This window comes from Candidatus Symbiopectobacterium sp. (assembly GCF_020054415.1).
Classification (GTDB): Bacteria; Pseudomonadota; Gammaproteobacteria; order Enterobacterales; family Enterobacteriaceae; genus Symbiopectobacterium.
In genome coordinates this window covers 1-13,529 of record NZ_JAHWCO010000561.1, presented here as the reverse complement: position 1 = coordinate 13,529, position 13,529 = coordinate 1, and the positions used below count along the sequence as shown (strand labels likewise).

The following is a 13,529-nucleotide window of genomic DNA, read 5'->3' as shown; positions in this document are numbered from 1 at the left end:
CCAGTGAAACGACGGATCGTCGCAACGTAAAATCATGCAGTTAGGCCTCATGAGAAAAGTGTACACCTGAGATGACAAGCATTTTCAACCAAAACTGGCATGGAAAAACAGCATGATTACCTATTATTCAACAAAGCCCCTGATCGCTGGCAGTACCAAAACGCGTTATTCCGCCACGTTTCGCATAACCAAGCAGGGAAAGCTGATGCTTCATAGCCCGCCAATTCCGGTAGAGCTGGATTTTTAACGATCAGCCACCGGAGAGGATACGTGTTTCTAGCCCGCTGAAGCGACGCGTTGGCGTTCTCACCGCGCGACACAAGATGCTGATCTCCGCGTAGAGTGACAGTTGCGTACGCGCGCGCGTAACCGCGGTGTACACCAACTCGCGCGTCAACACTGGCAGAAAGGCGTTCGGCAACACCAGTGCAGTATGATCGAACTCCGATCCTTGAGATTTATGCACCGTCATGGCGTAGGCTGTTTCATGCGGCGGCAAGCGACTCGGGCTGACCGGTTTCATCTGCCCATCGGGCAGTTGGAAGTAAACGCGCAGTTCGCCCGTCTCATTTGACATGGCGATCCCGATGTCGCCGTTAAACACGCCAAGCAACGTATCATTACGTGCAATCATTACCGGTCGGCCGGAGTACCAAGGATTCGTCGGATTACGGCTGCGATGAATCAACCCGGCTTGTTGCAGCGCCTGCTCAATACGTACATTCAAACCGGCGACGCCAAACGGGCCGTCACGCAGCGCGCACAATAAACGAAAACGGTTAAATGCCGCCAGCACATGTGAAGCATCCTGCCCCTGTGCTACCGCCTGTAAATAGTCGCTATACCCCGCCACACACTGCGCCAACATCTGCTGGTAATCCTCTTCCAGCGCCAACGGCAGGCAGTGCAGATCGTCATGTTCATCCTGCAACACCTGTCGAACCTGACGTTCCTCACCACTGTTTACTGCTCGCGCCACGATGCCAATGCCAGAGTGCTGATCGAATCGGTAGCTCTTTTGCAGCAGGCACAAACTGTCTGCCACCGCAGTACTCACGTCAGATGACGCTACCAACCGGTAGCCCGTCAGTAGTTCGAGTTCCTCAACCCGCTGAGCGCTATAGCCTCGAGCGGCAAAGCGACAAATATCGTCCAATACCGCCCCTGCCTCAACGGAGGCCAGTTGATCGCGATCGCCCAGGAAAATCACCTGTGCCGTAGCTGGCAGTGCCGATACCAGATTGGCCATCATCGGCAGATCCACCATCGAGGCTTCATCCACCACCAGTACATCGAGATGGAGCGGATTGCCCTGGTGATAACGCAAGCGTTGACTGTCAGGCACGGCGCCCAACAGGCGGTGCAGCGTGGCCGCTTCCCGCGGCAAATGACGCTGCTGCGCCTCTTCCAGCGGCAGTTTGCTTAACGCACTGCGCAGCGATTCCGTCAAACGCGCGGCTGCTTTTCCCGTCGGGGCTGCCAGTTGAATGCGCAACGGTTTGTCCCCTTTATGCAGCAACAGCATGGCGGCTAGCAGTTTGGCTACCGTCGTGGTTTTTCCCGTGCCCGGCCCGCCGGAAATCACCGAGACACGACGCGTCAGCGCTACGGCGGCAGCCACTTTTTGCCAATCTACCTCGGCATCAAGCGGTGAAAACAATCGGTCTAACACGCGACGAACGGCAAGGGGATCAGTGTGAATATCGACGACATGATTTCCGGCAAAAAAGGCCGCTGCCTGTGCTTCATTCAGCCAATTGCGTTGCAAATAAAGCCGTTGGTGCTGCAACACCAGCGGCGTTGTCTCACTGCCATTGCCCACGGCGGGTGAAGCCAGCAGGCCTTGCTGCCACGCCGCGCTGTCCGGTAGCCCTGCGAGATCCCACAGCGCGTGCGCCAGTGCACGATCGCGACCATCAAACAGGAAATCAGGATGCAATTCCGTCAACGGTAAACAGACGTTGCCCGCACCCGCCGCCGCGCTTACCAACGCCGTAGCCAGTTGCACCGGTGCGGGCTGTCCATCGGTCAGCATACGCGCGAACTGTACATCCAGCGGACGCAGCAGTTGGCGTACCATCGCCGTCGCCAGCAACTCCATCATAGACGTTCTCCTGACAGTGCCACTTCACCGCTGAACAAACGATCGAGGTGCTCTACAAAGGCTCGCGGCAGACGCTGGGTGAAAATACCATTCGAGGGGAAAGCCGAATCGACACCGCGCAAAAACAGGTAGATAGCGCCACCAATGTGGCGGTCGTAATCATAATCTGGAACCCGATGGCGCAGATAGCGATGCAGAGCCAGCGTATAAAGCTGATACTGCAAATCATAGCGATGCGCCGTCATTGCCGCTTGCATGGCTGGCTGCGTGTAAGCACTTGCGCTTTCTCCCAGCCAGTTCGACTTATAATCCAGCAGGTAATAGCGTCCCTGCCAGCAAAAAACCAGATCGATAAAGCCTTTTAACATCCCCTGCACCTGCTGAAAGGAGAGTGGCGGGCAATTCGCTGACAGCGGATCGTAACGTTTTGCCAGAGCATCCAGCGCGGTCGCCTGTAGCGGGACATCTATTGGTAGATAAAAAGCCAGCTCGGCAATTCGCTGCTGTGTGGGTACGCTTGCCAGCGTCAATGGGGCGTCAGAAGCGGTCATATCCGCATTCAGCGGCGCATGCAGTAGAGCCGAAAACCACACCTGCAAAGTAGGTGCCCACCCACTTGCCATGCCATGCGCTATCAACTGCTCTTCCAGCCATTCAACGCTGACGGGTTGGGTAAAATCCAATGTCTCAAACATACTATGCAAAAAGGTTCCCGGCCCTGCACCTTTGGGGAAGGTATGCGGGGTGAGCGCTTGCTCACTCTCTTCAGGGACAAGGTTGCGCGGGTCCAACGCAGCATCAACGTCCAGTCGGGGAAACAGCTCTTGCGCCATTGCCCCACTCAGTTGTAGAGGATGTTGTTGAGCGCCATGCTGTTGTAAAACCGAATAGCTGGTCACTCGCCAATTATTAGTAAGCAGGCGCTTACATTCACTGGCGCGCAGTATTGCTGGCTTGTCCACGTTATCTTGCCAGGGAATGCCATCCCATTCACGCACAGCGCTTATCGCCACGCCATCGCCCTCCAAGGCATGCAGTGCAGCAACCAGGGTATCCGCATCCGCCTCCTTGCAGCGTTGCAGCAAATAGCCGAGCGCATTGAGGTGCATGTCAGTCGTTTCACTTTTGCGTCGGGTGCGCTGTAGCGGTGCCACCCCCACGCTACAGTGGTAAATAGACCGCGTCAGCGCCACGTACAACAGCCGTAAATCTTCCGCCAGTCGCTCTTCCTCAGCCAACTGCTGGCTTTCTTCCCCACTATTGACGTCGAGCAGTGCCTGATAGGTACGCCTGTCATGATAAATGCCATCAGGCTGAGGGCGAAAGTGACAAATAAACGGCAACCAAACCAGCGGATATTCCAGCCCTTTGGATTTATGGATGGTGACAATTTGCACCAGATTACGATCGCTCTCTAACCGCAGTTGCTGGTTGTCAGCCTGTGGATTGGGCTGCAAAATCTGCTGCGACAACCAGCGCACCAGCGCATTCTCGCTTTCGAGCGTGGCCCCGGCGTGTTGCAGCAGCTCGCCCAAGTGCAAGAAATCGGTTAACCGGCGTTCACCCTCACGGCTAGCCAGTAGATTTTCCGCCAAACGATAATGCGACATGAGCGAGCGCAGCATAGGGAGTACGCCCCGTCGTAACCAAAGATCACGAAACTCTGCAAAGGTATCGACCTGCGCATCCCAATCTGCCTCACTCCGGTTTAGCGCATCAATCTGCTGTGCGCTGAATCCCAGTAATGCGGTCGCCAGTGCGCTGCGCAACGTGCGTTCCTGTTCTGGTGCCAGAACGGCTTGTAACAACCACAGCACATCACGTGCCTCTGGGGTGGTAAATACGCTGTCACGGTTGGAGAGATAAACGGAAGGAATGGCAAGACTGCGCAGCGCATCGCGCACCAATGCGGCTTCATGGCGGCTGCGTACCAAAACACAAATATCCGATGCCTGCACAGGAGAACGCTCGCGACCATTATACAGCCAGGCAGTACGGCGTTGACCTGCTCGCAACCAGTCGCGAATTTGCATGGCGCACTGCTGTGCCATCAGTTGCTGATACTCCCCCGTCCCCAATACCACAGAACCCGACAGAGAAAATTGCAGTGCGGGCTGCAACACACCGTCCAGCTCAAAACGCAGCCCCTGTTTATTCGGTGCAGGCTTAACTGGCAGAAAAGGGATCGCCGAAAAAATAAATGGATTATCGACGCATTGAAACAGGCGGTTCACACCGCTGACCATCTCATGGGAAGAACGCCAGTTGGTTTCCAACGTGTAGTGTGCCTTAACATCGGCGCGCGCCCGCATATAAGTGAAAATATCCGCACCGCGAAACGCGTAGATAGCTTGTTTCGGATCGCCGATCAGCAACATGCCGCTGTCGGGCTGTTCACTATAGATGGCGCGGAAAATACGATACTGCTGCGGGTCGGTATCCTGGAACTCATCGATCATCGCCACAGGATGGCGCTGACGTATCGCGGCTGCCAGTTGCTCACCCAGCGGCTGGCGCAGCGCCTCATCCAGACGGCTCAGCAGGTCGTCAAATCCCAAGGCTGCGCGGCGCAATTTTTCGCTACGCACCGTTGCGCGAATATCATGCAACGCCCGATCGATAACAATATCGCGTAGCGACAACGGCGTGGAAAGCAGCGTTTCAATCGCCGAAAATACCGGAAGCACAGGGGGCGCACCCTTTTTGGTTTTCTCGTTCAACGTAGATTGTGCGAACCGCTCCAGCGCTTTTGGCAAGACATAGTCGGTGGTTTGCGCTTCTGCCCAAAAGCTAACGCTTTCTACCCAGCACGGTAGATAACGGTTACTGTAGCTGCGCTTGTCTACATCCGATTCGAGAATGCACTTCTCCACCTGTGCTGCCACCTGCCGCCACTGCTGCTTGATATCATCAATGCGCGCCAAAATCTGCTGATGACGCTGTAACAACGTCTCATCTGGTGCGGGTGAGTTATGCAGTTGCGGTGCTTCGCCCTGTAAATAGGGGGTAAGTTCGCGCTGTAACGCATCCGGCCCACTCCAGAGTTGACAAATAACGCTGACTACATCGAACGGCAAGGGATAACAGTAACGCCGCCAGAAATCGGCGCAGGCCTGCCGGGTAAGAAGCTGTTCATCTTCGATCAGCTCTTGATCAAACAGCGAACCGGACTCAACGGCATGGCTTCCCAGCATACGCTGACAAAAGCCATGGATAGTGTAGATGGCGGCTTCATCCATTTGTCGCTCAGCATCGAGCAACAGTTGTGCTGCCGACGGCTTATCAGGCAGTAGCGCCAGCAACGCCGAAAAAAGCGCATCATCACTTTTGCCACACAGGCAAGCAAGACGCAATGCATGAATGTTGGCGCGAATACGATCGCGCAGTTCCTCTGTGGCCGCCTCCGTAAAGGTCACCACCAAGATCTCTTCCACCAACAGAGGGTTAGGATACGCCGCCTCTCCGCCCAGCCCCAATAACAGGCGCAGATAGAGCCCCGCCAGCGTATAGGTTTTACCCGTACCGGCAGACGCTTCTATCAGTCGCTCCCCAAACAGGGGGAGCGTGAGCACATCAAGCGTATGCGGCGTATCCTGAATCATGGAGCAACCTTCTCAACCACGTTTTTTCTCAACCACCGAGACTTTTTCGGCAGACAACACACCGCTACGCGGTTTATCAATCACCCGTTGTTTGACTGGCAATGTCTGTTGCAGCGTTGAAGCATTGGGATAAAGCGTCCAACCTTTCGGCGCAGCGTAGTCAGCCTTACCGTGGTGGCTGCCCGAGATTTGCGACAACACCGCCAGCCCCTGTGGGGCCAGAGCCTGTTCGAAGAAGCGTGCAAGTTGGTCAACCGTCAGCGGTTTAAGCGCCTCAATCAGTTTTTCACGAGTATTGAAGGCAAAGTTTTCACGATCGAGATCGTTACGAAACCGGCCAACCTCTTCGTTCATCGTTTGTGGACGCTGACTCAGTTCGGTAATCAACGCCTGCTTGTACTGTTCAAACTCATCGGCTTTGATGGTACGCAGGCGCGGCTTGGCTTTCTGGAAGAAATCCAGATAACGCTGATACAGGTAAGCAGGCTGTTGGCTGTTGCTTTGCAGCAAGAATCCTATACCGAACTGGCGGTCAACAATGGTCGGGAAGGAGAACACCGCATAGCCGAGCTGCTCTTCCGTTCTCAGTTGGTTATAGAACCAGGGCTGAATGATCTGATTGAGCAGCGAACTGTACGCCATGCCCTGCACCTCACCGTAACCGGTGGGTATATACACCGCAGCTAACGCAGAATCGGTGCTGCTCCCCGCACGTTGCAGGTTGGCAAGCTGGGTACGCGCGACTTCCACACTCGGGGAAAGCCACCAGATTTGTCCTGAACAGGCCAGATGCGCTTTGATATCCTGCGCCAGTTTCGTCACCTGACCTTCGGTGAGGTTACCGACTGCCAGCATTTCCGGTGCGGCATCACGCAACAACGCATCACGGAAGGCCATGACATCGTCCAGCGAAATATCTTTAAGCAGAGCGCGCCGCTCTTCTCGCTCGGTATAAGGCAGAGAAGAGATCGCCTGAATAGGCTCCAGTGCCTGCTCATACGCTTTGGCATTTTCAGCGGCGTCCAGCTGCTGGATATACCAGGATTTGACCTGCTCCAACTGTGCAGGCGTCGCCGTATAGCTTGCGTACCCTTCGACCAGCGCCAACATGAGCTTAGGCAAATGCTGCGTATAGCCATTGGCGTTGATGGTGAGCCCATCATTCCCACGGGTAGAGAAGCTGATCCCCCCTATCGAAGCTTGATAGCTCAACTCATCCAGCGCTAAGCCCGCCAGATAGCCATTAAGCTGGAACATCACCTGATGGCGCGCCGAATCCTGCGCCAACGGGTTACGCAACAACACCGTGACGTTTGCTTTCGGTTCATCGGCAAAATAGCGACTCGGCATATAGAGCACACGCAGACCCGGCTGCTGTAACACCATTTTCGGGTATTTCTGCGCTTCGCAACGCTTGATCAGCGAGAAATCCGTCGGGATATACGGATTTTGCGTCGGCAACGAGAGCGCAATTTTTTCGCCCAGCGTTTGCCAGCGGGTAAACTGCGCCGGGGCTATTTTGTCCACCTGATACGGCGCATTAACAAAATAAGCCTCCTTGTTGTGAGGCGCATCAGGGCTTATCAGCCAGATACGCGCACGCTCCGGCGTCATGCTGGCCAAACGTTGCTTAATCGCATCGTGATTAAAGCGATCGGCCAGATAGGCGGCATCCAGCGTATGTTCCACTGGCACGCGCATCATGGTATCCACCAGCCATTCGATATAGCCCATGTCGCGCTTAACTGACTGATAGCGGAAATCGAGCGCCATCACGCGGGAGATTTCATCAAAATAGCGCTGCTGGATGCCTTCCTGCTGCAACAATTGCAGATAATGGAAAATGGCAGCCACCACCACGTCATACTGCTCAAGGCCTTTATCGGTCAGAGTGACAGAGATAGTGAACAGGCCACCGTTACGATCGAGAACAGGGTCAGCACCTGCGCCCAAAGACTCTATCAACCCTTGCTTTTGCAACCAGTCCGACAACGTATTTTGGCTGCGATTGCCAATCAAATAGCTGATATAGGTATTGGTTTGGCTGCGGAATGCCTGACTGGTAGGATCGGTCTGTTCCATGACATCGCCGCGAAACTCGATACGCAATTGCTTGCGCGACTGCGCCGGCACGTAATGAATCATGATACCGCGCTGATCGTCCGTCACTGACGGCGCAGCGATAACAGGCACCTTAGCCTGACGGTTGGCGATGCGCCCGAAGGTCTCTACCGCCATTTTCGCCAATTCCGGCAAGGGTTGATTGCTGTAAATCACGCCTTTCATCAAGTTCGCCGAGTAGTAACGCTGATAGAACGCCAACAGTTCGTCATGTAACTTGCTGCCAGGTTTGTCCTTAAGCGTTTCCAGATTCCCACCAGAAAAACGTGATGCCGGATGCGCCGGATTTAAGGTTTCTGCACCCACCTGTACCATGCGGTGCCCATCGCGCGAGCGCGCCATGGTTAATTCAGCATTGACAGCATTGCGTTCGCGATCGGCATTTATCGGATCGAGCAACGGCTCAGCAATGGAATCCGCCAGGCGATCAAGCGCGGGATGTAATGCCGCATTTTCGACCTCTAGGTAATAGGCAGTACGGTACGGCGCAGTACTAGCATTGTGGCTACCACCGTGTTTTTTAAGGAATTCAGCTAACGCATCCGCCTGCGGATAGCGTTTGGAACCCATCAGAACCATGTGTTCCAGATAGTGGGCCAATCCCAATTGGCTGTTGGGATCGTCGAGTGAACCGATAGGCAGCGCCAGCGATGCTAACGAACGAGTTGCCTGAGGATCGGACACCAGCAATACCGTCATGCCGTTATCCAACGTGATCGCCTGATAATTACGCGGATCGTTTTCTCCCTTGCGAATAACCTGTTCCAAAGGACGCCACCCTGCTGTTTGCGCCCACGCTGCGGACACACCACTCAGCAGCAACATCATCATGCAGATACAACAGGCAAACTGTTTACGCCATTCTCTCTTCATTACCGTCCTTTCTCTCACGTCAATCTCGCCGTTCTTGATTCACTGCCATTACATCCGTTCGCTTATGCCTGATTGGCGCGCAGGATCGGCAACAGCCAAGTTTTTGCCGCTGTAACAATCGCCTCAATGCGGGCTTCATCCAGTTCCGGCGCGATACGGTGCAAATAGAAATCATCGCCTTCACCGGGCGACATCATGTTGCCCTCCCAGCTTTGCTGTAGCTTGTTCAACGCCTTCTGAACCACATCAGGTGCATCGTTCAGTGTGCAGCTTGATGCATCGTAGCACGCTTGTAGCCAGGCCCCGCCGCTCTGATGCAGTAATAATAGTGGAGTGTTCATGCCTTGTTGATATCCTTCAATCAGATGCGCCATCTGGCGTTGTGCCTCCTCCACAGAAACCGCCGCAAAGCGCCAGACCGTCTCTTCACGGCCATACATGCGGCTCTCTCCCGTACCGCCCACTAAGCAGTACGCCAGATGATCCAACCACAGGGCCACGCCATCTTTCATCCCTAAGCGCGCCGGTCGCCAGCGCAACAGGCCATCACGCTGTACCTGCATCACCCAGCCACTCAGACGTACACCGTCTAGCATCATGTCCACTTCCAGGCTGGTCATTCCCGTCGCATCACGCTCCGCGCCGACGCTGTCAGCCAGCGCTTGCATCTCCTGGCGCTGTTTTTGCCAATACAACTCACCGAAAGCGCCATAGGGCAGCTCGCCCGCCGCGCGGGCGCGCTGTAATAGTTCATCGGCATCCTCTTGCGCAATCAGCGCATTCAGTAATTGCGCGTTCAACTGATAGCGACTGAGGTTATCCAAAGCGAATGGCTCCTCATCGAGCAGTTCATCGTTCAGAACGACAAAGTTCACGCCCAAACGCGCTTGGAAAAAGGTTTTGACAGGGTGACGATAAAAACGTTTCAACGCATCCAGCGTAATATCGGGGTAAGTGATAGGCTCCAGTGGCGTATCAAACAGCGGCTGCGGCAATCCGGAGCGCCCAGCGGCGGCCAGCCATTCACTGGCGAAGCTGCACGGTTGCGCGTGCTCAAGGAAGTTATCCTTGTCAAACGGCATACGGGTATGTTCGCGGCACAGATGCGCACATACGTGTGCAGCGCTGGTATCCAGATCTTGCGCCTCATCCCCTAGCAAATGGTAGCTTTGCGCCAAATACTCCATCAGTTCGCTCACCAACACGGAGGGATAACGCTGCGTATTGTCCTGAATGGCACGACCGATGTAACTGATATAGAGCCGCTGTTGCGCCGAGATCAGCGCTTCCAGAAACAAATAGCGGTCATCATCACGACGGCTGCGGTCACCGCGCTGTTCCTTCTGTGCCATCAGGTCAAACCCCAACCGAGGCAGCGTGCGCGGATAAACACCGTCGTTCATCCCTAGCAGGCAGACCACTTTGAAGGGAATCGAACGCATGGGCATCAGCGTACAGAAGTTAACGGCACCGGCGAGAAAGCGCTGGCTCAGTTTTTCCCGATCCAAACGCTGGGCCAAATCGTCATGCAGCAGCGCCACCGGGATCGTTTCCTCAAACGCATTGGCGACTGCCGCTCCCAGCATCGCCTGCCACTGCTGCTCAATCAGTGACAGCGCAGCATCGCTGTCGCTATCCGCAATGAAGAGATCGTCCAACAATTGCCGACATAACGGTAACCATTCTGCTGGCGTGCGCGCTACCCGTAAACGCTGACGCCATTGAGTGAGTTGCGCCAACAACTCCGCCAGTTGCCCCACCAGTTGGGCAATCAACCCACTCGATTCATCGTAGGGCAACACGCCCTGCCAAGCACCCGCGCAGCTGTTCATCGCATAGCCCAACAGCATGCGTGTCAGGCCAAAGCGCCAGGTGTGCTGGCCGGTAACCGGCAAATCAAGATCGCGCACGTTGTCATCATCAAGCCCCCAGCGCACGCCAGATTCCATCACCCACAGCCGCAAACGGCGAAGCCCTTCTTCATCGATACCAAAACGGGAAGAAAGCGCCGGGACTTCAAGCAGTGAAAGCACATGCTCGGCGGTAAAACGACTGTGTGGAAATTCCAGCAAGCTGAGAAACGCTGGCAGAATCGGATGAGCGTGGCGGGCTCGCTGGTCAGAAATAGCAAAAGGCAAATAGCGAGCTGTCGGCGCATTACCAAACACCGCCTGAATGAAAGGCGTATAACTATCAATGTCCGCCATCATAACAATAACATCACGCGGCGTGAGTGTTTCATCCTCCGCCATCATCGCCAGCAGTTGGTCGTGCAATACTTCAACCTCACGCTGCGGACTGTGGCAGGCGTGAAAGGTGAGAGAAGCATCCTGCGGCGTAAGCAAGCGCTTGCGCTCACTGCTGGCCTGCGCTTGTGCGCTATCGGCAATCACGCTGCCGTCTTCAAGCTCCAGAATATCGCGCTGCACTTGTTGCAATAGCGTTGTACCATCAAGCTCGACAAAGGCTTCAATATCATCGACCTCGTCGATCTGCGCCAACTGATAGAGATGGTCACGCCCCAGTTTTCCCCAGCTTGCCAGCAGCGGATTGACAATGCGCTGTTCCCCCTCATCGTTGAATAACCCATCGATATTGGCGGGATCGCGAAACAGCGGACGGTATTGCTCCTCCGCGCTGTTGCTGTGCAAGCGACGCTGACGACTTTTCAGCTTCGCCAAGAAATGGCGATCCTGAATATCACTCCAGTAATTCCGGCATGGGTTAGTAAACAGCAGATGCACATCAATATGCTTTGCCAATGCACGCAGCGCGTGCAAATATACCGACGGTAGCGCTGAAATACCGCAGATAAACACGCGCGGCGGTAACCCTTGTGGACAAGTAGTGGCCTGCTCCAACGACTCGATAAAGCGCTGATAAAGACGAGCGTAGTGCCACTCTTTCTGTTCAAGTTGCGCGCTGTATTGCAAAAGCGCACTCCACAGTTCGGCTTGCCACACCTGCGCATCCCCCAATCCTTCCACCAGCGCACCGGCTTGCCACTGTTTGATCCACTCAGGCCGATAAATCAGGTATTGATCGAACAGATCCGCAACCCGCCCTGCCAGTTGATGCCGCTTGCGTTTATCGGCGTCGTCTTGCAAGTAGTGGCTCAACGGCGAGAATGATGGGTTATCCTGCTGCTGAGGCAGAATATGCATTAACTTCCAGGTCATCGCTTCCTTGCTGAAGGTGTTTTCCGCCGGGATATCCGGCAACACGCGCCGACACATGTCCCACAGAAAAACGCCGGGCAAAGGAAAATGCAGATTGGCAGCAATACCAAAGTGAGTAGCAAGTTCGATCTGTAACCATTGCGCCATACTAGGGCTTTGAACCAGGATCGTTTCAGGCTGAAAAGGATCCTGTAACGGTTGGCGCGCTATCAGCGTCACCATCAGCGTTTTCAAAATATCTAACTGATTTGAGTGATAAACCCTGAACATGATGATTCCCGTTTCGGTGCCCGCAAATCCCGCTTACCGTAAATTGCCCTCAGGCACGGTTCGCCTATTCGTATCAGTAAAACAAAACCAACGGTACAAGCATGCCTGATAATGCTGTGACGTTGCCACCGTCGAGGAGACTCGCAAACACGCTGCCGTCTGGAACTGCTCCGTCAAATGTAACTGCCATCCTGGAGAAAGGTCGCGTTCAAGCAACGCCGATGCCTCCCCTCCTCGACCAGCAGCATAAATGGCAAGCTGCTGATATGCCAGATGCCATGCTTGCCGTTGCTGCCATTGATGTACAAAGGCTTGCTGCAACCGCTGATGATATTGCAGTAATCCTAACACCGATATGGCAAAAAACAGCGCGGCGATGGCGGTTTCCACCAACCCACCCCCTTGTTGTCGTTGTCGACATCCTCCAGAAGGGATTCTCAGGCTATCCGCCACAAATGGCCTCCTGCCTTTCGGTGCAAAAATCCAACCAGCACCCCGCGATGGGCTTCAACGGGCTGGTATCACCGTCAGGCTCAATGGGTACCACGCGCTGATAGAGCACCATCACCGATGAAGAGCCGGAAAGATGCCCCTCACCGCGCAGCAACATATAGTATTCACCAGGCACTTGTCGTAAACAGACTCGCAGCCCTTCTGTTACAGAGTTGAGGCATTGTTCACCGCTACGACTTCCCATAAGCCATACCTGCCCAATGCCCCATTGTAGCGATGATTCGGCCAACGTCAGCGTTTGCCAATAGCGGCGTTCATCATGGGTAACATAGAGAGCGCTGTCCAACTGCCGTTGCATCCCCGTCATTAACAGCAGCACCACGGCTGACAGCAACATCACCATCAAGAGTGCACTGTTGCCCTGCTGGCAACAACGTTTCATGCATTACGCCCTGCAATCCAGAGCACCGTATGACGCGCAATATCAGGGCGACGAAACCAGCGTCCCGCCAGGTGTACTTCATAGAGCGTCAGTCCGGTCACATTACGCCATGCGATCACTTCAAATCGCGTTACCGTCACTTCCTGCGGATCAAGCCGCCGCTCCCATCCACTGCCTCTACAATCAGCGACGCCGACTTGCGTTTCCCACGCACCCGTGCGCAACCGGTATCCAAACGTTTCCCGGTTCTGCGGCACACCTCCGCGTCGGTTAAAATCATAGGTGACGATAGCGCAACTGTTCTCCGCTTCACCGGGGAATTGCCCTAAGGTTACAACATTGCCGTGGCTTTGTTGAATAAATCAGAACTTGTAACGACTGCGCCCCATACTGGTCGATTGTTACGTGATGCGAATACTGTTCGGCATTCCTAATAGCGTGATCCGGTTAAGCGCTTTGACCATGGCCATGGCTTCACCCACCTG

General features: G+C 54.8%; 8 protein-coding genes and 1 pseudogene. 1 reads left to right on the top strand and 8 read right to left on the bottom strand.

Translation table 11 applies throughout. The annotated features are described in order from the left end of the window. Positions 1-112: 112 nt before the first annotated feature. On the top strand, positions 113-247 hold the full coding sequence (locus tag QZ506_RS16465; protein WP_291972548.1) for a hypothetical protein: 135 nt from the start codon (positions 113-115) through the stop codon (positions 245-247). A 3-nt stretch (positions 248-250) separates the two neighbouring features. Here the strand turns inward: QZ506_RS16465 and recD are convergent, their stop codons facing one another. The 8 genes and pseudogenes from recD to QZ506_RS16425 form a co-directional block, all read right to left on the bottom strand. After that, positions 251-2,104: an exodeoxyribonuclease V subunit alpha gene (gene recD / locus QZ506_RS16460; protein WP_291972546.1), complete on the bottom strand. Its 1,854-nt coding sequence runs from the start codon at positions 2,102-2,104 to the stop codon at positions 251-253. After that, positions 2,101-5,706, bottom strand: coding sequence for an exodeoxyribonuclease V subunit beta (gene recB / locus QZ506_RS16455; RefSeq protein ID WP_291972544.1), 3,606 nt, complete (start codon positions 5,704-5,706; stop codon positions 2,101-2,103). Before recB ends, recD begins: the two co-directional genes overlap by 4 nt. 12 nt (positions 5,707-5,718) lie before the next feature. Next, positions 5,719-8,700, bottom strand: a complete 2,982-nt coding sequence (ptrA, locus tag QZ506_RS16450) for a pitrilysin (protein ID WP_291972542.1) — start codon at positions 8,698-8,700, stop codon at positions 5,719-5,721. Positions 8,701-8,762: 62 nt separating this feature from the next. Then, positions 8,763-12,149: an exodeoxyribonuclease V subunit gamma gene (gene recC, locus QZ506_RS16445; RefSeq protein WP_291972540.1), complete on the bottom strand. Its 3,387-nt coding sequence runs from the start codon at positions 12,147-12,149 to the stop codon at positions 8,763-8,765. 33 nt (positions 12,150-12,182) lie between these two features. Continuing rightward, on the bottom strand, positions 12,183-12,602 hold the full coding sequence (locus QZ506_RS16440; protein ID WP_291972538.1) for a prepilin-type N-terminal cleavage/methylation domain-containing protein: 420 nt from the start codon (positions 12,600-12,602) through the stop codon (positions 12,183-12,185). After that, the gene (locus QZ506_RS16435; RefSeq protein WP_291972536.1) at positions 12,592-13,044 is read right to left on the bottom strand and encodes a YgdB family protein; all 453 of its coding nucleotides are present in this window, start codon (positions 13,042-13,044) and stop codon (positions 12,592-12,594) included. Before QZ506_RS16435 ends, QZ506_RS16440 begins: the two co-directional genes overlap by 11 nt. Continuing rightward, positions 13,041-13,268: a hypothetical protein gene (locus QZ506_RS16430; RefSeq protein WP_291972534.1), complete on the bottom strand. Its 228-nt coding sequence runs from the start codon at positions 13,266-13,268 to the stop codon at positions 13,041-13,043. The genes QZ506_RS16435 and QZ506_RS16430 overlap by 4 nt, the downstream gene beginning before the upstream one ends. A 177-nt stretch (positions 13,269-13,445) precedes the next feature. Continuing rightward, positions 13,446-13,529 (bottom strand): annotated as a pseudogene (locus QZ506_RS16425) (lipoprotein); the annotation flags it as partial.